Source organism: Diaphorobacter ruginosibacter (assembly GCF_014395975.1).
GTDB lineage: Bacteria > Pseudomonadota > Gammaproteobacteria > Burkholderiales > Burkholderiaceae_C > Diaphorobacter_A > Diaphorobacter_A ruginosibacter.
Genome location: NZ_CP060714.1, coordinates 1,180,970 through 1,202,470, shown reverse-complemented (window position 1 = coordinate 1,202,470; position 21,501 = coordinate 1,180,970). Strand labels below are relative to the sequence as shown.

At 63.3% G+C, this 21,501-nt stretch carries 24 protein-coding genes and 2 tRNA genes; 11 read left to right on the top strand and 15 right to left on the bottom strand.

All coding sequences use genetic code 11. From position 1 onward, the window contains the following. Positions 1-4: 4 nt before the first annotated feature. From H9K76_RS05510 to rpsO, 8 genes are all read right to left on the bottom strand, one after another. Complete coding sequence (locus H9K76_RS05510) at positions 5-484, bottom strand: NuoB/complex I 20 kDa subunit family protein (protein WP_187598572.1); 480 nt, start codon at positions 482-484, stop codon at positions 5-7. Positions 485-508: 24 nt separating this feature from the next. Next, positions 509-868 (bottom strand): NADH-quinone oxidoreductase subunit A, encoded by a 360-nt coding sequence (locus H9K76_RS05505; RefSeq protein WP_187598570.1) that lies wholly within the window; start codon positions 866-868, stop codon positions 509-511. Between the two features lie 76 nt (positions 869-944). Next, positions 945-1,029, bottom strand: a tRNA-Leu gene (locus tag H9K76_RS05500). Between the two features lie 129 nt (positions 1,030-1,158). Then, entirely contained in the window at positions 1,159-1,539 is a 381-nt protein-coding gene (gene secG, locus H9K76_RS05495; RefSeq protein ID WP_187598568.1) for a preprotein translocase subunit SecG, read from the bottom strand. Between the two features lie 42 nt (positions 1,540-1,581). Beyond that, positions 1,582-2,331 carry a triose-phosphate isomerase gene (gene tpiA, locus H9K76_RS05490; protein WP_187598566.1) on the bottom strand — a complete coding sequence of 250 codons (750 nt, stop codon included), beginning with the start codon at positions 2,329-2,331 and terminating at the stop codon, positions 1,582-1,584. Further along, on the bottom strand, positions 2,328-3,332 hold the full coding sequence (locus H9K76_RS05485) for an NAD(P)H-quinone oxidoreductase (protein ID WP_187598565.1): 1,005 nt from the start codon (positions 3,330-3,332) through the stop codon (positions 2,328-2,330). Before H9K76_RS05485 ends, tpiA begins: the two co-directional genes overlap by 4 nt. 78 nt (positions 3,333-3,410) lie before the next feature. After that, a complete protein-coding gene (pnp, locus tag H9K76_RS05480) occupies positions 3,411-5,645 on the bottom strand; it encodes a polyribonucleotide nucleotidyltransferase (RefSeq protein WP_187598563.1) in 2,235 nt (744 codons plus the stop codon). Between the two features lie 216 nt (positions 5,646-5,861). Continuing rightward, on the bottom strand, positions 5,862-6,128 hold the full coding sequence (rpsO, locus tag H9K76_RS05475; protein ID WP_187598561.1) for a 30S ribosomal protein S15: 267 nt from the start codon (positions 6,126-6,128) through the stop codon (positions 5,862-5,864). 300 nt (positions 6,129-6,428) lie between these two features. On the opposite strand from rpsO, the gene H9K76_RS05470 reads away from it, so the two are divergent. The 3 genes from H9K76_RS05470 (at position 6,429) to greB (ending at position 7,626) form a co-directional block, all read left to right on the top strand. After that, positions 6,429-6,674 (top strand): hypothetical protein, encoded by a 246-nt coding sequence (locus tag H9K76_RS05470; protein WP_246475326.1) that lies wholly within the window; start codon positions 6,429-6,431, stop codon positions 6,672-6,674. Between the two features lie 145 nt (positions 6,675-6,819). Next, a tRNA-Arg gene (locus tag H9K76_RS05465) sits at positions 6,820-6,896 on the top strand. A 160-nt stretch (positions 6,897-7,056) separates the two neighbouring features. Beyond that, positions 7,057-7,626: a transcription elongation factor GreB gene (gene greB / locus H9K76_RS05460; RefSeq protein WP_187598559.1), complete on the top strand. Its 570-nt coding sequence runs from the start codon at positions 7,057-7,059 to the stop codon at positions 7,624-7,626. Positions 7,627-7,653: 27 nt separating this feature from the next. Here greB and H9K76_RS05455 read toward each other — a convergent pair whose 3' ends face one another. The 4 genes from H9K76_RS05455 to H9K76_RS05440 form a co-directional block, all read right to left on the bottom strand. After that, positions 7,654-9,921, bottom strand: a complete 2,268-nt coding sequence (locus H9K76_RS05455) for a RelA/SpoT family protein (RefSeq protein ID WP_187598557.1) — start codon at positions 9,919-9,921, stop codon at positions 7,654-7,656. A 358-nt stretch (positions 9,922-10,279) separates the two neighbouring features. Further along, a complete protein-coding gene (rpoZ, locus tag H9K76_RS05450; RefSeq protein ID WP_166067109.1) occupies positions 10,280-10,483 on the bottom strand; it encodes a DNA-directed RNA polymerase subunit omega in 204 nt (67 codons plus the stop codon). Between the two features lie 21 nt (positions 10,484-10,504). After that, on the bottom strand, positions 10,505-11,125 hold the full coding sequence (gene gmk / locus H9K76_RS05445; RefSeq protein ID WP_187598556.1) for a guanylate kinase: 621 nt from the start codon (positions 11,123-11,125) through the stop codon (positions 10,505-10,507). A 35-nt stretch (positions 11,126-11,160) separates the two neighbouring features. Continuing rightward, positions 11,161-12,057 (bottom strand): YicC/YloC family endoribonuclease, encoded by an 897-nt coding sequence (locus H9K76_RS05440; protein ID WP_343066347.1) that lies wholly within the window; start codon positions 12,055-12,057, stop codon positions 11,161-11,163. 93 nt (positions 12,058-12,150) lie between these two features. Here H9K76_RS05440 and H9K76_RS05435 point away from each other — a divergent pair, with 93 nt between their 5' ends. The 5 genes from H9K76_RS05435 (at position 12,151) to hemW (ending at position 16,997) form a co-directional block, all read left to right on the top strand. Next, positions 12,151-13,158 (top strand): serine/threonine protein kinase, encoded by a 1,008-nt coding sequence (locus H9K76_RS05435; protein ID WP_187598552.1) that lies wholly within the window; start codon positions 12,151-12,153, stop codon positions 13,156-13,158. Next, positions 13,155-14,075, top strand: coding sequence for a PP2C family protein-serine/threonine phosphatase (locus tag H9K76_RS05430; RefSeq protein WP_187598550.1), 921 nt, complete (start codon positions 13,155-13,157; stop codon positions 14,073-14,075). The genes H9K76_RS05435 and H9K76_RS05430 overlap by 4 nt, the downstream gene beginning before the upstream one ends. Before the next feature lie 246 nt (positions 14,076-14,321). Continuing rightward, positions 14,322-15,059, top strand: a complete 738-nt coding sequence (gene rph, locus H9K76_RS05425; RefSeq protein ID WP_187598548.1) for a ribonuclease PH — start codon at positions 14,322-14,324, stop codon at positions 15,057-15,059. Positions 15,060-15,120: 61 nt separating this feature from the next. Beyond that, positions 15,121-15,720: an RdgB/HAM1 family non-canonical purine NTP pyrophosphatase gene (gene rdgB / locus H9K76_RS05420; protein WP_187598547.1), complete on the top strand. Its 600-nt coding sequence runs from the start codon at positions 15,121-15,123 to the stop codon at positions 15,718-15,720. A gap of 20 nt (positions 15,721-15,740) precedes the next feature. After that, entirely contained in the window at positions 15,741-16,997 is a 1,257-nt protein-coding gene (gene hemW / locus H9K76_RS05415) for a radical SAM family heme chaperone HemW (protein ID WP_187598545.1), read from the top strand. 14 nt (positions 16,998-17,011) lie between these two features. Here the strand turns inward: hemW and H9K76_RS05410 are convergent, their stop codons facing one another. Both H9K76_RS05410 and H9K76_RS05405 read right to left on the bottom strand, forming a co-directional pair. Continuing rightward, positions 17,012-17,263 carry an I78 family peptidase inhibitor gene (locus H9K76_RS05410; protein WP_246475325.1) on the bottom strand — a complete coding sequence of 84 codons (252 nt, stop codon included), beginning with the start codon at positions 17,261-17,263 and terminating at the stop codon, positions 17,012-17,014. A 226-nt stretch (positions 17,264-17,489) separates the two neighbouring features. Continuing rightward, complete coding sequence (locus H9K76_RS05405) at positions 17,490-17,867, bottom strand: PepSY domain-containing protein (protein ID WP_246475323.1); 378 nt, start codon at positions 17,865-17,867, stop codon at positions 17,490-17,492. A gap of 214 nt (positions 17,868-18,081) precedes the next feature. Here H9K76_RS05405 and H9K76_RS05400 point away from each other — a divergent pair, with 214 nt between their 5' ends. The 3 genes from H9K76_RS05400 to H9K76_RS05390 are packed head-to-tail and all read left to right on the top strand — an operon-like array spanning position 18,082 to position 20,566. After that, positions 18,082-18,459, top strand: coding sequence for a PepSY domain-containing protein (locus tag H9K76_RS05400; RefSeq protein ID WP_425489677.1), 378 nt, complete (start codon positions 18,082-18,084; stop codon positions 18,457-18,459). Continuing rightward, positions 18,459-19,130, top strand: coding sequence for a response regulator transcription factor (locus tag H9K76_RS05395; RefSeq protein WP_187600470.1), 672 nt, complete (start codon positions 18,459-18,461; stop codon positions 19,128-19,130). Before H9K76_RS05400 ends, H9K76_RS05395 begins: the two co-directional genes overlap by 1 nt. Further along, positions 19,127-20,566 (top strand): sensor histidine kinase, encoded by a 1,440-nt coding sequence (locus H9K76_RS05390; protein WP_187598541.1) that lies wholly within the window; start codon positions 19,127-19,129, stop codon positions 20,564-20,566. The genes H9K76_RS05395 and H9K76_RS05390 overlap by 4 nt, the downstream gene beginning before the upstream one ends. Before the next feature lie 25 nt (positions 20,567-20,591). On the opposite strand, the gene H9K76_RS05385 is transcribed toward H9K76_RS05390, so the two are convergent. Beyond that, entirely contained in the window at positions 20,592-21,404 is an 813-nt protein-coding gene (locus H9K76_RS05385) for an IclR family transcriptional regulator (RefSeq protein WP_187598539.1), read from the bottom strand. Positions 21,405-21,501 lie beyond the last annotated feature (97 nt).

Sequence of the window (21,501 nt, the reverse complement as noted above, 5' to 3'; positions counted from 1 at the left end):
CTCTTCAGACGCGGGCGATGGTGTTGGTGCGGCGAATCTTCTGCTGCAGCTGGATGATGCCGTAGATCAACGCTTCGGCTGTCGGAGGGCAGCCCGGCACATAGACATCCACCGGTACGATGCGGTCGCATCCGCGCACCACCGAGTAGCTGTAGTGGTAGTAGCCGCCGCCATTCGCGCACGATCCCATGGAGATCACCCAGCGCGGCTCGGACATCTGGTCGTAGACCTTGCGCATCGCCGGCGCCATCTTGTTGCACAGCGTGCCGGCAACAATCATCAGGTCGGAGTGACGCGGACTCGCGCGGAACACTTCAGCACCAAAGCGGCCGATGTCGTAGCGCGCAGCGGCCGCATGCATCATCTCCACCGCGCAGCACGCCAGACCAAAGGTCATGGGCCACAGCGATCCGGTCTTGGCCCAGTTCACCACCGAGTCGTAGCTCGTGGTGACGAAGCCCTTGCTCATCACACCTTCAATCATCGTCTTTGTCCTTTGAACGACCGGTCATTCCCAGTCGAGGGCGCCTTTTTTCCACTCGTAGGCGAAGCCCACGACCAGAATGGCCAGGAACACCAGCACTGCCACAAAGCCCGTCATGCCGACGTCTTGCAAGGTCACCGCCCACGGGAAGAGGAAGGCGATTTCCAGATCGAACAGGATGAAGAGAATGGCAACGAGGTAGTAGCGCACATCGAATTTCATGCGCGCGTCGTCGAATGCTTCAAAGCCGCATTCGTAGGGGGAGTTTTTTGCTTCGTCCGGGCGATTGGGGCCCAGAATGTACCCTAGTGCCAGAGGTACGACGCCTACGCCGATACCAACCAGGATGAACAAAAGAACGGGGAGGTATTGATCGAGGTTCATCGGAGGGCGCTCACCGCAGAAGGCCGGGACCCAGGCTTGCCGCTTGCCGAGCAAGCCTGGGTTGGTCTTTGTGTATTGGTGCCGTCGGCGAGACTCGAACTCGCACAGCTTTCGCCACTACCCCCTCAAGATAGCGTGTCTACCAATTTCACCACGACGGCATTTGACTGCGTCCGGATGGCATGAGGAGTCCTTCGCTTTGCTTCAGACTGTTTGGCTTTCCAGACAGAACGGTATTCTACTCCGGAAAAACCCTGTCACAACCAAGAACGCAGAAATTTCTAATTTTTTTAGTTCTTCGGAATTTCGGCAGCGCCGGAAGCCGGCACGGCAGCAGGCGCAGGCACCGAAGCGTCTGTACTGGCAGGCCCTGCGGCCGGCGCAGGAACAGCGGCGGCAGGGCCCTCGAGCACGCTGCCGGTGCTGGTCGGACGCGCATTGCCGAAGTAGGCCAGCGCCAGCGTGGACACGAAGAACACGGTGGCAAGCGCCGCCGTGCTGCGCGACAGGAAGTTCGCGCTGCCCGATGCACCAAACAGGCTGCCCGAGCTGCCGCTGCCGAACGCGGCGCCCATGTCGGCGCCCTTGCCGTGCTGCACCAGGATCAGACCGATCATGCCGAGCGCGGACAGGATCTGCACCGCCAGAATGATATTGACCAACATACCCATGTTCTAACTCCTAACGTATTCGTATACGGTTTGATTGCGGCTTCAGGATGCCGCGGAAATGATTTGCAGGAAGTCGGCCGCCTTCAGCGAAGCGCCTCCGACCAGACCCCCATCGATATCGGGCTGCGCCAGCAGCTCGGCGGCATTGGCCGCATTCATGCTGCCGCCATAGAGCAGCTTGATATCTGCCGCACGCTGCGAGGCTGCCGCCAACTGAGCACGGAGCACGGCATGCACCTGCTGCGCCTGCTCGGGCGTGGCCGTCTTGCCTGTACCGATAGCCCAGACCGGTTCATACGCGACGATGATCTCGCTCACGCAGTGGCTCACGGCGTGGATTGCCGCCGCCAGCTGGCGCTTGACGACCGCCTCCGTCTTCCCTTCTTCGCGCTCTGCCAGTGTTTCGCCGACGCACACGATCGGCGTGATGCCGGCAGCAAGGGCACGCTGCGCCTTCGCACCGACGACGGCATCCGTCTCGCCATGGTACTGGCGGCGCTCGGAATGGCCGACCAGCACGTAGCGCACACCGAACTCGCCCAGCATCGCGGCCGACATTTCACCGGTGTACGCACCGGATTCATGTGCCGAGACGTCCTGCGCACCAAGGGCGATGGGCGAATTGGCAACCAGCTGCTGTACCTGCGCGAGGTAAGGCGCAGGAACGGCCACGGCGATGTCGCAGCGCGCACGCGCGCCGACACCTTCGCGCAACGCGCTCAGCAGTGCGGCATTGGCAGCAAGGCTGCCATTCATTTTCCAGTTTCCGGCGATGAGTTTCTTGTTGTTCATGAGCCCCAAGTCAGAACGATCTTGCCTGTATGTTGATTGGATTCCATCAATTCATGCGCCTGCGCTGCCTGATCGGCCGGGAAGGTGCTGTGGATCACAGGACGAACCTTGCCAGCCGCAAGCAACGGCCAGACACGCTCGCGCAGCGACCTGGCAATTGCACCCTTGAACTCGACCGGACGCGGCCTCAGGGTCGATCCCGTGATGGTCAGGCGGCGACGCAGCACGAGGCCGGCGTCGACTTCAGCCTTCACGCCACCCTGCACCGCGATGATGACGATGCGGCCATCCTCGGCAAGGCACTCGACCTCGCGCGCGACGTACGATCCCGCCACCATGTCGAGCACCACATCGACACCCTTGCCTGCCGTGAGGCGGCGCGACTCCGCCACGAAATCCTGCGTCTTGTAGTTGATCGCATGATCCGCACCCAGTTCGAGGCAGTTCTGGCATTTCTCATCGGATCCGGCCGTCACGATCACCGTCGCGCCGAAAGCCTTCGCCAACTGGATGGCCGTCACTCCGATTCCGCTGCTGCCGCCCTGGATCAGCAGGGTTTCACCCGCCTGCAGGTGGCCGCGGTCGAACACATTGCTCCATACGGTGAAGAACGTCTCGGGCAACGAGGCCGCCTCGACATCGCTGAAGCCCTCGGGCACGGGCAGGCACTGCACGGCCGGCGCCACGCACCATTCGGCATACCCGCCACCCGCCACCAGTGCGCAGACGCGATCACCGACCCGGATACCCGCCGCCTGCATGGCCTCGGCATCTCCGGCCTCGACGACGCCTGCAATCTCCAGCCCGGGCAAATCGGATACCCCCGCCGGCGGCGCGTAGCTGCCCTTGCGCTGCAGCACGTCCGGACGGTTGATCCCACTTGCACGCACGCGGACCAACACCTCGCCCTTGCCCGGCTGGGGCACGGGGCGTTCACAGATCTTCAAGCCTTGCGGCGGTCCAAAAACCGCGATCTCCACGGCACGCATTGTCGACGTCATCCCTACCACGATCCAAGGTTGCATCCAAAAACGAAAACTGCCGCCAGCCCGAAGACTGGCGGCATGCGCCAGCGCAGCTTATTGCTGCTGCTGTTGTTGCTGCTGGTCGCGGTCTTCGTTGCTGCGACGCTCGCCACGGTCGTCGCGACGCTCGCGGCGTTCGCCACGCTCACCGCGCTCGCCACGTTCCTGCGGTGCGGGGCGTCCGCTGTCACCAGCAGGGCGATCCAGCAGCGCCTTCATGGACAGCTTCACGCGGCCCTTCTCGTCGGTCTCGAGCACCTTGACCTTCACGATCTGGCCTTCCGTCAGGTAGTCGGACACCTTCTCCACGCGCTCGTGGGCGATCTGGGAGATGTGCAGCAGGCCATCCTTGCCGGGCAGCAGGTTGATCAGCGCGCCGAAGTCCAGGATCTTGGTGACCGGGCCTTCGTAGACCTTGCCGATTTCCACTTCAGCGGTGATTTCCTCGATGCGGCGCTTTGCCTCGTCAGCCTTCGCGCCATCGGTTGCGGCGATGGTGATGGTGCCGTCTTCCTCGATGTTGATCTGCGTGCCGGTCTCTTCGGTCAACGCGCGGATGGTGGCGCCGCCCTTGCCGATCACGTCACGGATCTTCTCGGGATTGATCTTCATGGTGTAGAGCTTGGGAGCGAAGTTCGACACTTCGGTCTTGGCCTCGCCCATGGCTTCCTGCATCTTGCCCAGGATGTGCATGCGCGCTTCCTTGGCCTGAGCCAGGGCGACCTGCATGATTTCCTTGGTGATGCCCTGGATCTTGATATCCATCTGCAGCGCGGTGATGCCGTTGGTCGTGCCGGCCACCTTGAAGTCCATGTCGCCCAGGTGATCCTCGTCACCCAGGATGTCGGTCAGCACGGCGAAGCGGTTGTCTTCCTTGATCAGGCCCATCGCGATACCGGCCACGTGCGCCTTCATCGGCACACCCGCGTCCATCAGCGACAGGCAGCCACCGCAGACCGAAGCCATGGAAGACGAGCCGTTCGACTCGGTGATTTCCGACACCACGCGGATGGTGTAGGGGAACTCCTCCTTGGTGGGCAGGCAGGCCACCAGGGCACGCTTGGCCAGACGGCCGTGGCCGATTTCGCGGCGCTTGGTCGAGCCCATGCGACCCACTTCACCGGTCGCGAAGGGAGGCATGTTGTAGTGGAAGATGAAACGGTCTTCGAACTCGCCGGCCAGCGCGTCGATGCGCTGTGCATCACGCTCGGTGCCCAGCGTGGACACCACCAGCGCCTGGGTTTCGCCACGCGTGAACAGCGCGGAGCCGTGGGTGCGCGGCAGCACGGAATTGCGGATTTCGATGGGGCGCACGGTGCGGGTATCGCGGCCGTCGATGCGCGGTTCGCCAGCCAGGATCTGGCTGCGGACGATCTTCGATTCGATCTCGAACAGCAGCCCTTCCACCTTCACGGCGTCGAAATCGGTGCCTTCGGACTTGAGCGACTCCAGCACGGAAGCCGATGCTTCGCGCAGGGCCTGTGTACGGGCCTGCTTGGAGCGGATCTGGTAGGCCGCGCGCAGCTTGTCTTCGGCCAGTTGGGTGACCTTGGCGATGAAGGCCTCATCCTTCGCGGGAGCCTTCCAGTCCCACACGGGCTTGCCGGCATCGCGCACCAGTTCGTGGATTGCGTTGATGGCGATCTTGCCTTGCTCGTGGCCAAACACCACGGCGCCCAGCATCACTTCCTCAGGCAGTTGCTCGGCCTCGGACTCCACCATCAGCACGGCGGCCTCGGTACCGGCCACCACCAGGTCCATCTGCGAGTTCTTGCGGGCGGTCTGGCCCGGGTTCAGCACGTACTCGCCATTGATGTAACCCACGCGGGCTGCACCAATCGGGCCGTTGAACGGAATACCGGAGATCGACAGCGCTGCCGACACGGCGATCATGGCGGCGATGTCGGCATCGACTTCGGGATTCAGCGAAATGGTGTGGATGACCACATGCACTTCGTTGTAGAAGCCTTCGGGGAACAGCGGACGGATCGGACGGTCGATCAGGCGGCTGGTCAGCGTTTCGAGTTCGCTGGGCTTGGCCTCGCGCTTGAAGAAGCTGCCGGGGATCTTGCCTGCGGCGTATGTCTTCTCGATGTAGTCGACGGTCAGCGGGAAGAAATCCTGGCCGGCCTTGGCGCTCTTGGAACCCACGACGGTGGCCAGCACCACGGTATCGTCGATGTTGACGAGCACGGCGCCGGAGGCCTGACGTGCAATTTCACCCGTTTCCATGACGACGGTCTTGTCGCCCCACTGGAAGCTCTTGGTCACTTTGTTGAACATGGTCATTGAATGAACTCCATTCTTTTGTTTCGATAGCAGAAGCATCAACCTCTGCAAGGGATGGAGAGCAATTCAGAACACGATGCCATTCCAGTGGACCTGCCCTTTCGCGCCGGTGCGCAAGGCCATTGGAATGACACAGCTTCGCTCTTTATTGCAACTCCGAAGTAAAAAACGCCTGAGCTAGCGTGCTAACCCAGGCGTTTTTCCATGCCGGTACGATTACTTGCGCAGGCCCAGCTTGGCGATCAGCGCGGTGTAACGTTCTGCGTCCTTGGACTTCAGGTAGTCCAGCAGCTTGCGACGACGGCTCACCATGCGCAGCAGGCCGCGGCGACCGTGGTGGTCCTTGGCGTGTTGCTTGAAGTGGGGAGTCAGTTCGTTGATGCGAGCTGTCAGCAGTGCAACTTGCACTTCCGGGCTACCAGTGTCGTTTGCGGAACGGGCATTGGCCTTGACGACTTCAGCCTTGACTGTCGATGCGATCATGATTTTTTCCTTGGTATGGGATTCGAGAACGCTATTGAATCAATAGCACCAGAATCCTGTAATTACTTGCGCCACTGGCTGGAAGGGTCAGCGGCGTGCGTCTTGCACCATGCAAAACCCAACGATTATAACTGACTGCACTTCCCCCACCTGCAGCACCGGCCCGCGCATGGGCCCATGACGCGAGGCTGATCTGGCGCAGCCATGTCTTGGCGCATTCGGGAAATGATGCGCTGCGCACCCATTCCCCACCATGCATTGCCATCACACATTCGCCATCACACGAGGGAGATCCACATCATGCACATTCACATGCCACTGGGCATTCTGGCCGTCATGGCGGCCATTGCCGGCACGCCTTCCGCACAAGCCGCCGCACCTCGCCCCTCCGGCAGCAAGAGCACACCTGCCAGCAAATCATCCGTCAAGATCAAGGAGCACAGCGGCCATGCCGGGGAGACTCCCGCCGAACGAGACAAAAGACTTTACCGGGAATGCCGCGGCTTGCCCAATGCGGGCGCCTGTTCCGGGTACACTCGCAGATAACGCAAGCAGATTGAAGCGCCATTCAAGGATGGCGGCGCGAGGCGGATCTCTTCCGCAAGGATGAACAAGCCTCCACTTTTTTGAGAAATTTGGACTTTTTCCAAAAGAGGCAAAAAAGTGCTGCTATAATTCAATTCTTCAGCAAGCGGCTGTAGCTCAGCTGGATAGAGTACTTGGCTACGAACCAAGGGGTCGTGGGTTCGATTCCTGCCAGCCGCACCAAACGTCAAGCCTCAGAACAGAAATGTTCTGAGGCTTTTTCGTTTTCCACATCGCCGTGCAGCAACGAAGCGCTCGCTTCTCCACTCGCTCACGACACCAAAAGCCCGCGCGCCGTCCCCATTCAACCGAAGCGGCTCCTGTTCTAAGGCAAGATGGCAACATGAACAAAGCCTTCACGAAAGAGACAGACTCGGACGACGATGATGACGACCTGCCGCAGGCAGCCGGCATTCCAGCGGGCAGCAAGAACTACATCACACCCGAGGGCTATGCGCGGCTGCGCGCCGAACTGATGCATCTGATCGACGTGGATCGCCCCCAGATCGTGGACATCGTGCATTGGGCCGCGAGCAACGGCGATCGCTCCGAGAATGGCGACTATCTCTACGGCAAGAAGCGGCTGCGCGAAATCGATCGGCGGATTCGCTTCCTGACCAAGCGCCTGGAGATCGCCGAGGTCGTGGACGCCTCGCAACACGCGGGCAGCGACCAGGTGTTCTTTGGCGCAACCGTGACTTACATCGACGACCTGGATGGCGTCGAGCGCACGGTGACCATCATGGGCATCGACGAGGCAGACAACGCCCAGCAGCAGATCAGCTGGGTCTCGCCCGTCGCGCGTGCTTTGGTCAAGGCACGCGAAGGCGATGAGGTCACGCTGCAGACGCCGGCAGGCATACGCACCCTGGAAATCATCGAAGTCCGGTATCCCGAGCCGCCAGCCATCTGATCGGCGGGTGGAGTCGGCCTGAAGGGTTCAGGCCGCCAGCGGGATTTCCCGCAGCACGCGCAGCACGGAATGTGTGCGGCGCAGATTGCGCAGGATCGCCTCGAGGTGCGTGGCATCCTGCACCATGATGAGGAAGCGCAGATCGATGGTCTCCTCCATCGCCTCCCCTTCCATCTCCACACGCACAATGTCCGCCTCGGAATTGGCCAGCTCCGCCGCCACACGCGCCAGAACGCCCTTGCCATTGGTCACGGTCACGACGATGCCGGTTTCGAATGTGCGTGAAGGCTCCTCCGCCCAATCGACCGAGATGAATCGATCTCCATCCTTGGCCTGCAGCTTCTGCGCGACGGCACAGCGTGCGTTGTGCACCACCAGGCCCTCTCCCCGCCCCAGATACCCGGTGATCGGATCCCCCGGAACCGGCCGGCAGCATTGGGCGTACTGCACCGAGGCGCCTTCGCTGCCATCGAGCGTGATGCCGCCCTGGGAAATGGTCTCGTGCGAGCTGTAGCGCTCCCGCGTGAGCAGCAGTGCGTCGGGACGCTGGCCATCCTCGGACATCAGCAGCGCCATGCGCTTGGCAACGATGCTCGCAACGCGCTTTCCAAGGCCGATATCGGTCATCAACTCGGAGCGTGTGCGGCTGCCCGTGAATCGCAGGAGCTTCTCCCAGATGCCGGACTGCGCATCCTCGTCGGGCAGGCCTTCCATGCCTTCCGCACGCACGGCCTGAGTGAGCAGTTTCTCGCCAAGGCTCGCGGATTCGGTCAGCTCCATCGTCTTGAGGTAGCGACGGATCTTGGAGCGCGCGCGCCCCGTGCGCACAAAGGCCAGCCATGCCGGGTTCGGGTGCGAATCCGGCATGGAAATGATCTCGACCACGTCGCCATTTCTCAGCTCGGTGCGCAGCGGCACCTGCTCGCCATTGATCTTGGCAGCCACGGCACGATCGCCCACGTCTGTATGCACCGCATAGGCAAAATCGACCACGGTCGCGCCGCGCGGCAATGCCATGATCTGGCTCTTGGGCGTGAAGACATAGACGGCGTCGGGGAACAGATCGACGCGCACATGGTCCCAGAACTCCGCCGCATCGCGGGTCTCGTTCTGGATGTCGAGCAGCGACTGCAGCCACTTCGTGCCCATGCGCTCGACCGAGGACGCGCCCGCGCCGCCGACCTCCTTGTAGAGCCAGTGCGCCGCCACGCCGGCCTCGGCCACCACGTTCATCTCTTCCGTGCGGATCTGGAACTCGATGTTGACGCCCGCCGGCCCCACCAGCGTGGTGTGCAGCGACTGGTAGCCATTGACCTTGGCGATCGCGATGTGGTCCTTGAACTTGCCCGGCACCGGCTTGTACATCTGGTGCAGCACACCCAGCGCGGTGTAGCAGTCGGTCACCGTCGGCACGATCACGCGGAAGCCGTAGATGTCGGTGACCTTGGCGAAACTCAGGTGCTTCTCGGTCATCTTCTCGTAGATCGAGAACATGGTCTTTTCACGGCCGGCCAGGCGCACGTTCATGCCGATGCGGCCGAAGGCCAGGTCCACCTCGGCCTGCACCTTCGTCACCAGGTCGCGGCGGCGGCTGCGCGCCCTGTTCACCGCCTTTTCCAGCGTGGCATAGCGCCAGGGGTGCAGGTGGCGGAAGGCCAGCTCCTGCAGCTCGCGGAAGGTCTGGTTCAGACCGAGGCGGTGTGCGATCGGTACGTAGATATCGAGCGTTTCGGACGAAATACGGCGCCACTTGGAGCGCGGCATGTCGTCCAGCGTTCGCATGTTGTGCGTGCGGTCCGCCAGCTTGATGAGGATGACGCGCACATCGCGCGCCATGGCCAGCAGCATCTTGCGGAACGACTCCGCCTGGTTTTCCTCGCGCGTGTCGAACTGCAGCTTGTCGAGCTTGGTCAAGCCATCGACCATTTCGGCAACCGATGCACCGAAACGCGTCACCAGATCGGACTTGGTGACGCCGCAATCCTCCATCGCGTCGTGCAGCAGCGCCGCGCTCAGCGCCTGGGCATCGAGCTTCCAGCTCGCGCACAGCGCGGCCACGGCGATCGGGTGGGTGATGTAGGGCTCGCCGCTGTTGCGCATCTGCCCGAGATGGGCCTGGTCGGCGAAACGGTAGGCCTGGCGCACCTGCTCGATGCTCGCGTCGTCCAGATAGTCGAGCTTCTCCAGAAGCGCGGCAAAGCTGGCCGCAGCCGCGTTGGCTGCCGCCGCTCCAGCACCCGCCGGCTTGGCCGGAGCGCTGACATTCGACTGAGTCGCTGATGCCTGGTTCGACACTACTTCATGCCCTCAAATAGCTTTAGCAAAAAACGATGAACACAGAGAGCGCATGGCACATCTTGTGCCATCAACTCTGAATTTGAATCGCTCCCAACCGATTTCAAGTGCTATTGCTGTAGGTTGTTGCTTAAAAAAAACATATTGCAATGCAGCAAACAGCATAACAAACCTGCGCACTTCATGTGCAACGCGTTTCCACGTAGACAAGGGAAAGCGCTGTCGCACACAAGCCACCCATCCGGATCGTGAATCCGGTTGTCCAGTTGCAGCATCCCCTTTACAGGCTAGCAAAAACAAAAAAGCACCGCTTGGCGGTGCTTTTTTTCTGGAGGAAGACTCCGTGTGCCGATAGCGATCAGCCCGGAACCTTCTTGAGCATTTCCAAGCCCACCTTGCCCGCAGCAATTTCACGCAGCGCGGTCACGGCCGGCTTGTTGCGGCTTTCGATCTTGGGGGAATGCCCCTGGCTGAGCATGCGAGCGCGATACGTCGCAGCCAGAACCAGTTGAAAACGGTTGGGGATCTGCTCGAGGCAGTCTTCCACAGTGATGCGGGCCATGTGATTCTCCGGGGATCCAGTTCAGGGGATGTGGAGCGACTCGAAAGTATCGGCCCGGGCTCTGCGCTGGGCGGCGTACTTCAGACGCTGCGCGTGAACGATGCTCTTCAGGTCGAAAAGCGCGCGTTCAAAAACTTCATTGATTATAACGAAGTCGAAATTGCACGCCTGCGCCATCTCTTCCGCGGCATTCACCAGCCGGGTTTCGATCACGGCGGCCTCGTCCTCTCCGCGCCGCTCAAGGCGCGAGCGCAGTTCCTCCCAGCTGGGAGGCAGGATGAAGATCAGCACGGCATTGGCAAAGGTCTTCTTGACCTGCATGGCGCCCTGAAAGTCGATCTCGAGAATGACGTCGGAGCCTTGCCCCACGCGATCCTCGATGGCCTTCCGGGAGGTGCCGTAGCGGCGGCCATGAACATTCGCCCATTCGACGAAGCCATTGGCTGCCACCATGGCGTCGAACTCCTGGTCGGAGGTGAAAAAATACTCCCGCCCGTGCTTTTCCTGCCCGCGCGGGGCGCGGGTGGTGTGCGAAACGGAAGGCTGGACGAGCGAGTCCAATTCCCGAAGGGCCTTCACCAGACTGGATTTACCTGCCCCGCTCGGGGCAGACACTACATAGAGGTTTCCTGGATAGTCCATAGATTCGAGCGCATTGCGCTTCCAAAACGGAATTATCACTCGATGTTCTGCACCTGCTCCCGCATCTGCTCGATTAGCACTTTCATATCCACGCTAATTTTGGTCAGTTCCATCGCGGCGGACTTGGAGCCGAGCGTATTCGCCTCGCGGTGCAGTTCCTGGATCAGGAAATCAAGGCGCTTGCCGACCTCGCCCCCCTTCTTCAGCAGATGCTCGATCTCGTCGAGGTGCGAATCAAGACGCGTGAGTTCCTCGGCAACGTCGATGCGGATGGCAAACGCGGTGGCCTCGGTGAGCGCGCGATCCTGCGCCATCTCGGGCGCCACGCTGCCCTCCGCAAGGCCCATGGCCTCCTTCCAGCGCTCCATGAAGCGCTGGCGCTGCTGCTCCACCAGTTGCGGCACCAGCGGACCGGCCTGCTTGGCCAGGGCACGCAACTGGCTCACGCGGTCGAGCAGCGTGGCGGCAAGCCGCTCGCCCTCGCGCTCGCGGGCGGTCGTCAGGTCCTTGAGCGCTCCCTGGGCCAGTTTCTTGAGCTGTTCCGACCAGTCCGCAGCCGGTGCGGAGCCCGCCAAGGACAGGCGCAACACATCCGACACGCTCAGCGGGGCGGCATCGGGCAACCAGGCCTTGACGGTGTCCTGGATCGAGCACAGGCGCTGCAGCACCTGCGGCGAAGGGTCGGGCAGCGAGCCGCTGTCTCCCGTCTCCGCGAAGAACGCCCGCACCTCCACCTTGCCGCGCTTGAGCTTGGCGGTCAGCAGCGCGCGCAACATCGGTTCCTGAGCGCGCAATTCTTCCGCCAGGCGGAAAGAAAGGTCCAGAAAACGGCTGTTGACCGAGCGGATCTCCAATCCCAGTTGACGATGCGGCGCGTTTTGTCGCTCTTCGTTCACGAGTGCCTCCAGCTGAGCGCTGGCATACCCTGTCATGCTGTAAACTGCCATGGGACTTTCGGTGTTTGGTTGCTTGCAATCCGGCGATTATCCGGGTTCTGACCGAGCCCTGATTGCATCCACTGCCATATGTCGAAAATCAAGCCAGCCCCCCTCCCTCCAGATACCGTCATCGGCGGCTATCGCGTCGTGCGCCGCGTGGCCGCCGGAGGCTTCGGCGTGGTCTACCAGGCGCTGGGCACCGACGACCAGCCGGTCGCGATCAAGGAATACCTGCCCTCCTCGCTGGCCACGCGGGCTCCCGGCGAGCTCGCCCCCACCGTCGCGCCCGAAAAGCTTTCGCTCTACCGCCTGGGCCTCAAGAGTTTTTTCGAAGAAGGTCGCTCGCTTGCGCAGATCTCCCACCCTTCGGTGGTCAGCGTGCTGAACTTCTTTCGCGAGAACGAAACCGTCTACATGGTGATGAACTACCTGGAGGGGGCCACTCTGCAGGACTTCATCATCACCGCGCGCGAGCAGAAGGCACAGAAGATCTTCCGCGAATCGACCATCCGTTCGCTGTTCGACGAGGTGCTGCGGGGCCTGCGCATCGTGCACCAGCACAAGATGCTGCACCTGGATATCAAGCCCGCCAATATCTTCATCACCGACGACGACCGCGCCGTCATGATCGACTTCGGCGCAGCCCGCGAGGTGCTGTCCAAGGAGGGCAACTTCATCCGACCCATGTACACGCCCGGCTTTGCCGCGCCCGAGATGTACCGCCGGGATTCGCAGATGGGCCCCTGGACCGACATCTATGCCATCGGCGCCTGCATCTATGCGTGCATGCACGGCTACCCACCCACCGAGGCCACCCAGCGCTCGGACAAGGATCGCCTGACCGCGGCGCTGTCCAAGATGCGCGGCCTCTACTCCGACAACCTGATCGAGGTGGTGGAGTGGTGCATGGCCCTCGATCCGCTGTCGCGCCCGCAGTCCGTGTTCGCACTTCAGAAGGAGCTCAGCCGTGAAGGCGAGCGTCGCTATACCAAGCTCACCGTCGCGGAGAAAATGCGCCTGCAGCTCGACACACTGGTCGCCGATACACGCGGCAACGCGCTCAAGGTCGGCAGCGGCCCAGGGAAGATCCAATGAAATTCTCAGTTTTCCAGATCAGCCGCCGGGGCGGCCGCGAGAAGAACGAAGACCGCATGGGCTATTGCTACACCCGGGAGGCCGGCCTGTTCGTGCTGGCCGACGGCATGGGGGGCCACCCCGACGGCGAAGTGGCGGCGCAGATCGCCATCCAGACGGTTTCCGCCCTGTTCCAGCGCGAAGCCAAGCCGGCTCTGGCCGATGTCCCCGCGTTCCTGACTTCCGCGCTGCTCGCCGCGCACCACCAGATCCTGCGCTACACCAGCGACCGTTCGCTCGGCGACTCGCCGCGTACCACGCTGGTGGCGGCCGTCGTGCAGGATGGGCGCGCGCAGTGGATCCACTGCGGCGACTCGCGGCTGTACATGGTGCGTGATGGCCAGATGCTCATGCGCACACGCGACCACTCCTACATGGAGCTGCGCAACGCGTCATTCCAGGGCCTTGAAAACATCAACCGCAACGTGCTGTTCACCTGCCTCGGATCGCCGTCCAAGCCGGTATTCGACGTCAGCGATCCGATGCTGCTCGAGCAGGGCGACCGCATCCTGCTGTGCTCCGACGGGCTGTGGGGTGCCCTGGACGACGACAAGATATCTGCCGAACTCGGCCGGCATACCGTCTCGGAGGCAGTACCCAACCTGGTGGAGGACGCCCTGCGCGAGGCAGGCAGCTCCAGCGACAACGTCACGGTCGTCGCGATGGAGTGGGAAATGCCCGACCAGTTCGCCTCGACAATGGGCATCTCCACGGACGACATCCAGGAGGATGTGTTCGCCTCCACCATCCAGGCCAGCCTGCTGGACAACAGCAGCTTTCCGGAGGATGTGGACGAGCTCGATGACGAAGCCATCGAACGCTCCATTGCCGAGATCAACGAGGCCATTCGCCGTACCTCCGCTGCGCGCAAGTTCTGAAAGGCGCACAATTGCGGTTTACCTGCATCGGCGTCCCGCGAGAGCCGCGCGCCGGTTGCTGCGCTGCCAGTGCCCCGAAACGGTGACCTACCCGCGCACCGGCACGCACGGCGCGGGCGATGCCCTCTTCATGACGGCCTCCTGCCCCCCCGGTCGCGAGCACCAGGCCCTTGCAGACAATTTGAACGCGATTTCCAGCCACACGACATGCGGCCATGCATCTGGCCTCGCCGCAGGAGCACCACCATGAGCACCACACCGGACACCCCCTTCGCCCGCATCGGTCGCGCCAACGACGAACTGCGCGCGGTGCGCATCACGCGCAACTACACCATGCATGCCGAAGGTTCCGTGCTGATCGAATTCGGCAACACCAAGGTGCTGTGCACGGCATCGGTCGAAGAGCGCGTACCCCCGCACAAACGCGGCAGCGGCGAAGGCTGGGTCACCGCCGAGTACGGCATGCTGCCGCGGGCCACGCACACGCGCAGCGACCGTGAAGCCGCACGCGGCAAGCAGACCGGCCGCACGCAGGAAATCCAGCGCCTCATCGGCCGCAGCCTGCGCGCGGCATTCGACCTTCGGCTGCTTGGCGAGCGCACCATCCAGCTCGATTGCGACGTGATCCAGGCGGATGGCGGCACGCGCACCGCGGCCATCACGGGCGCCTGGGTCGCGGCACAGGATGCGGTCAACCGACTGCAGGGCAAGGGCATGATCGCCCAGTCTCCCATCATCAACGAGGTGGCAGCCATCTCGGTGGGCATCGTCGGCGCGCAGCCCATGCTGGACCTGGAATACCGCGAAGACGTCGCCTGCGACACCGACATGAACGTCGTGATGACGGGCGCCGGCCACTTCATCGAGGTCCAGGGCACGGCGGAAGGCGCCGCGTTCTCGCGCCAGGAAATGGACCAGTTGCTCAACCTGGCCGAAAAAGGCATCTCGGAACTGATCGCCCTGCAGCAGAAGGCACTCGCCTGACCGGCCCCATGGCACCGTCCGGCCCTCTTCGGGTGGCGGAGCCGAAGACATCCCGCATCTCATGAAAATCGTTCTCGCATCCAACAACAAAGGCAAGCTCGCCGAACTGCAATCCATGCTCGAGCCTCTGGGCGTGGAGCTGATCCCGCAGGGCCAGCTCTTCACCGGCGAAGCCGAGGAGCCCTTCCATACCTTCGTCGAGAACGCGCTCGCCAAGGCGCGCTTCGCATCACAGCACACGGGACTGCCGGCGATTGCCGACGACGCGGGCATCTGCGTGGAAGCTTTCGGCGGACTGCCAGGTGTGCAGACCGCCTACTACGCCACGCAGTTCGGCTACGAAAAAAGCGATGCCAACAATGTGCGCGCCATGCTCGAGCAGATGGAAGGCAAGGACAACCGCCGCGCCACCATGGTCAGCACACTGGTGGCCGTACGCAGTCCGCAGGATCCCGAGCCCTTGATCGCCGTGGGCCGCGTGCGCGGAGAAATCACACGCGAGCCGCGTGGTGCCAATGGCTTCGGCTTTGATCCCGTCATGTTCATTCCCGAACTGGGCCATACCTTCGCCGAGCTGCCGACCGCCGTGAAGAACGCATACAGCCACCGTGGCCGGGCATCCAAGCAGCTGCTCGACATGCTGCATGACAACTGGCTCTGACTCCTTCCCCAGACAATAGCGTGAGCATTCCCATCACCCCCGCCAGCGAGACGCCAACGAGCGGCAAGGCACTCCAATCCATCCAGGACTACATGCGTCCCGGCCTGTTGCAACTGAAGTCGCTGCCGCCCCTGTCGCTGTACATCCACCTGCCGTGGTGCCTGAAGAAATGCCCGTACTGCGACTTCAACTCGCATGAGGTGCGCCCGGGCAGCAGCGTCGGGGACCAGCCCGCATTGCACAGGCAGTATCTCGCCGCGCTGATGGCCGATCTCGAAGCAGCGCTGCCCCTGATATGGGGCCGCTCGGTGCACAGCATCTTCATCGGCGGCGGTACGCCCAGCCTGTTTTCGCCCGAGTCCATCGACCAGTTGCTGAGCGACGTGCGTGCCCGCCTGCGCCTTGAGGCCGACTGCGAAATCACCATGGAGGCCAATCCCGGCACCTTCGAGAAAGACCGTTTCCGCGCCTACCGCGCGGCCGGTGTGACACGGCTTTCCATCGGGGTGCAGAGCTTCGATGACCGCTATCTCAAGGCACTGGGCCGCGTGCATGACCGCGCCCAGGCACTCGCGGCCGTCGAGGAAGCCGCGCAGTCCTTCGAGACCTTCAACCTGGACATCATGTATGCGCTGCCCGGCCAGGGCCTGCTCGATCTCGAACGGGACCTGCAGACCGCGCTGTCGTTCGCGCCACCGCACCTGTCGGTCTATCACCTGACCATCGAGCCCAACACCTATTTCGCCAAGTTCCCGCCCGTCGTGCCCGACGAGGATACGGCCTACGACATGCTCGACCGCATCACCGACCTCACCGAGGCGGCCGGCATGCATCGCTACGAGATTTCGGCCTATGCACGCGCGCAGCACGACTGCGCGCACAACACCAATTACTGGCAGTTCGGCGACTACCTGGGCATTGGCGCCGGCGCGCACAGCAAGCTCAGCTTTGCTCACCGTGTGGTACGCCAGGTGCGGCTGCGTGATCCAGCGCGCTACATGGAAGGCGCCCTGGCAGGCATGGCCATCGCGCAGGATGACGACGTGCGCCGCGCCGACCTGCCGTTTGAGTACATGCTCAACGCCTTGCGGCTCAGAAGCGGCTTTTCGCTCGACGATTTCGTGGAGCGCACGGGCGCACCCCTCTCCACGATCGAGCCCGGCCTGAAAGAGGCCGAGCGCAAGGGCTTGGTGTTGCGCCAGGGCCTGAAGATCCAGCCGACCGAACGCGGCTTCGACTTCCTGAGCGACCTGCAGTCGCTGTTCCTCGCACCCTGATCGCCGGCGAGTGCTCAGCCGCAGGTGACGCCGACGATCTTCCCGCCCTGGTCCACGCTCAGGTTCAGCCGATCGGCAAGATACTCGGTGGTGGCAGGCTGACCGGCGCGCACGATGCGCGCCATGCGCGCGCCGGAGCGCACGCGTGCCTGCTCCGTCGCTTTCGCCGTAGCCATCTGGCCGACGAAGGATTGGGCTCCCTGCGCGCTGCAGGTGCCGCCCACCGGCGCGGTGGAGGCACCAATGGCCGGGGGTGGTGGCGGCACGGAGGCCGCGGGGCTTGCGGATCGCCCCTGGGGACCGAATGAAGAACACCCCGATACCAGTACAGCCACGCAAGCGGCCCACAATCCAGACGACAACTGACGCATCGGGTTATTCCTTCTTTGATTCTGCGTTGAAACATCAACGATAACGCAAGCCGGGGATCGCGAGGTTCTCAGGCGTAACCTCGCGTCGCAAACCGTACATGCACGCCTTCTGGGCGCAGGATCAGTGGCGCAGCTTGCTGTGCTCCACGGCTCCCGTCGTGGCGTTCACATACAGCTTCAGGCGCTCCCCCTGCGCGTTGTGGACCTTGGCCTCGTAACGCCCATCGTCCCATTCGATCTCGCGAATGTCGCGGTAGCCTGCAGACTCGAGGCGGTCGTAGATCTGCCGGATGTTCAGAGCGGGTGTCGTGGCAGGTGCCGGTGCCGCAGTGACGGCCGCAGGCGTTCCTTGCACCGCGGCGCCCCCTTGAGCCACGGCGAACGAAGCCCCGCCGGCAATCGCGAGCACGGCAAGCACCGGCATGGCGGCGCGGCGGCTCCAGGTGGCGATGGAAGCACCGACGGAAGTGCCGGGGGAAGTAGGATAGGAATGCGACATGAAAAAGCTCCCTGAGACGATGTCTCGTTCGTTGTGTCGATGAAAACAAGTGACGGCTTGCTGAGCCGGACAGCGGCCCGGGTGAGGTTCCCTGCATCTGTCGGAATCGATTCTTGAAAAATCGCCGTGAAGCGAACCTGAATCACCCGTTCATCCGTCGTTCATCGGCGATTCGGTATAAGAAACATCCACAGGAACGCTCCCCGTCATTTCCATGCAACACATCCCCGCCCTGCTTTTACGACACGTCCGGCAGACACGGAGCATCAACGCCGTGCTGGTGATGGCCGTGCTCGCGCTGGGCGCCTGGCTGCTCGCTCTTCCACCGGCGGGCATTGCGCATGCCGGGGAAAGCGATCATGAGATGGCACGCAAGGCGCTTCGCGAAGGCAAGGTGCTGCCGCTCAAGACGGTGCTGGATCTGCTGGAGCGCGACTATCCCGGGCAGGTGCTCGAGGTCGAGCTGGAACGCGATGACGGCATGTTCATCTACGAGATCAAGCTGCTTCGTGCGGATGGACAGCTTCTCAAGCTCAAGCTGGATGCCGCCACCGGTCGCGTCGTCGGGGTCAAGCAGAAAAGGACGCCGTGATGCGCATACTCGTGGTCGAAGATGAACCCACGTTGCGGGAGCAACTGGTGCAGGCACTCACGCAGGCCAGCCACACGGTGGAAACCGCCAGCGATGGAGAGATGGCACAACACCTCGGCGAGGTCGAGGACTTCGATGCGGCCATCCTCGACCTGGGCCTGCCGGTCGTCGACGGGCTGAGCGTGCTGAAGCGCTGGCGCGCTGCGGGACGGAACATGCCCGTGATGATTCTCACGGCGCGCGGAGCCTGGCACGAGAAAGTCGCCGGCATGGACGCAGGCGCCGACGACTATCTCGCCAAGCCGTTCCACATGGAGGAGCTGCTGGCGCGGCTGCGGGCCTTGCTCAGGCGCCTCAGCAATCAATCGAGCGCCGAATGGCAGTGCGGTCCCATCCGCCTGGATACGCGACAGGCGCGCGTGCTGGTCGATGGCCAGCCGCTGGTCCTCACCAGCCACGAATTCAAGATCCTCTCGCTGCTGATGCAGCGCGCGGGCGAAGTGTTCTCGCGCACGGAACTGTACGAGCACATCTATCCGCAGGACAGCGAGCGCGACTCCAACACCATCGAGGTGTTCATCGGGCGGCTGCGCAAGAAGCTTCCAGCTGGCTGCATCGAGACCGTGCGGGGAATGGGGTATCGGCTCATCGATACGGGCGACGCAGCATGAACGGCGTGAAGGGCCAGGGACCCAAGCCGGACGGCGTGTCGCTGCGCGCGCGCCTTCTTGTCGGCGCGGTGGCCTGGATCGTTCTGGCGCTTGTCCTGGCCGGCTGGGGTCTTCGCAATCTGTTCAAGGAGCACATCGAACAGCAGTTGCAGGCACAGCTCGTGCTGCACCTGAACCAGCTGAGCGCAGCAGTGAATGCGAAGGCCGACGGAAGCATCTCGGTCACGCCGATCGCCGGCGATGCCCGCTTCGAGAAGCCGCTGTCCGGACTGTTCTGGCAGGTGGATGAACTCCGGCTCGACGAGCACCGCCAGCCGGTGGTAGCGCGTGAGGCACTTGCCCGCTCGCGTTCGCTGTGGGACCAGGCACTGGCCTTGCCGAAGGCGGCCGCCGCCGCTCAGGCAGGCCAGAGCTATCGCACCCTTCAGCTTCGCGATGCAGGCGGGAACGAACTGCTTGCCGTGGTACGCAACCTGCAGTTGCCGGAGAACGATGCACCACCGCTGCGGCTCGCCGTCGCTGCGGACCGAGCCCTCCTGTCGGAGCCGCTGCAGCGTTTCACGTCCATGCTGACCGCCACGCTCGCCCTGCTGGCCCTCGGGCTCGTGATTGCGGTGCTGGTGCAGCTCCAGGTCGTCATGCGTCCGCTGGCGCAGCTGCGCCTGCGGCTTGCTGCCGTGCGCGAAGGCGAGGCGCGCAATCTCGAAGGACAGTTTCCACGGGAAATCCAGCCGCTGGTCGACGAGTTCAACAAGGTGCTCAACACCAACGCAGACATCGTGCAACGTGCGCGCACCCAGGCCGGCAACCTGGCACATGCGGTGAACACGCCACTGTCGATCCTGGGCAACGCGGCGGCGCAGGAGAGTGGTCCGCTCGCGGCGCTCGTGCGCGAGCAGTCCGATGTCGCGCGTCGCCAGATCGAGCATCACCTTGCGCGCGCGCGCGCCGCCTCTGCCGCGCATGCCGGCGGCCTGAGCACCCCGGTCCTCGCGCACCTGCAGGCGCTGGTGCGCACAATGGAAAAACTGCATGCCGAGCGCGGCATCCGGTTCCGCATCGGCGAGATCGATCCGATGCTGGCATTCCGCGGAGAAGAGCAGGACTTCTACGAACTGCTCGGAAACCTGCTCGACAACGCAGGCAAATGGGCGCGCGGGGAGGTGTCCGTCACCGCGACCGCAGGCGATGGCGATAGAGATGACGGCATGCTGGAATTGCTGGTCGACGACGACGGCCCCGGCATGAACGAGGATCAGCACGCGCAGGCCTTCCAGCGCGGCGTGCGCCTCGACGAGCGCCGGCCGGGATCGGGGCTCGGGCTCGACATCGTGCGCGAGCTGGCGCAGACCTATGGCGGCGACATTGCCGCACAACGCTCGCCACTCGGTGGTCTGCGCATGCGCCTTACGCTTCCTGCCTCCAGGATGCATTGATCCCGCGGGCCACGCGGCGCTGCGATCAGCCCTCCGCGCAGCCGTCCTGTGGTGCCGCCAGCATGATGCGCTCGTCCGGCACATCGAAGGTGGCCGCCAATCGATCGGCGACCTCGCGCAACTGGGGCACCCATTGCATGAGATCGTCGATGGTGAACTGCTCCGCGCTCGCCTGGATGGCCACGGCCGCACCGACCTTCTTGGCATGGAGCATCACGGGAACAGCCACCGCCACCACACCCGGGATGTATTCGCCCGTGTTCAGGCCCAGGCGGCGCCTGCGCGTCTCCTCCAGGTCCGCGCGCAAGGTGTCCATGTCGCAGATGCTCCGCTCCGTCCAGCGCCGCAGCGGCAGCTTGCGCAGCAGCAGCTCGCGCTGCTGGCGCGGCAGAAAACTCATCAGCAGCTTGCCGCTGGCCGTGCAGTGAAACGGCACGCGCGTGCCGGGAGTGAGCTTGGCCGATGCGCTCCAGTTCGACTCGACGCGATCGAGATAGACCACCGCGTCGCCGCCCGAGATGGCCAGATTGCAGCTGGCCTGCACCTTGTCGGCCATTTCCTGGAGTATCGCGCGCCGTGCCGCCGCCGGCCCCGTGGTCATCAGCAGGTTGATGGCCATCTGGCGGACGCGGCTCGAGCACACATAGTGCTTGCCCGGGCCATCGCGATTGACCAGCCACGCGCTCTCCAGCTGCTTGAGCAGCCGGTGCACGGACTGCTTGGGCAGGTCCATGCGTGTGCTGATCTCCATGAGCGTGAGCGGCTCGCGCGCCTGGGCAAGCAGTTCGACGATGCGAAATGCGCGGATGGCGGCGGCATTGGATTGGGTCGAAGTCATGGAGCGGCAGTGAGGTCGATGGCTGAACGTTCAGCGCCTGGCGGGCGGTGACACCCGTCGCGCGGCGGGCGCATGGTGCGATCTTGTCCCGAAAATT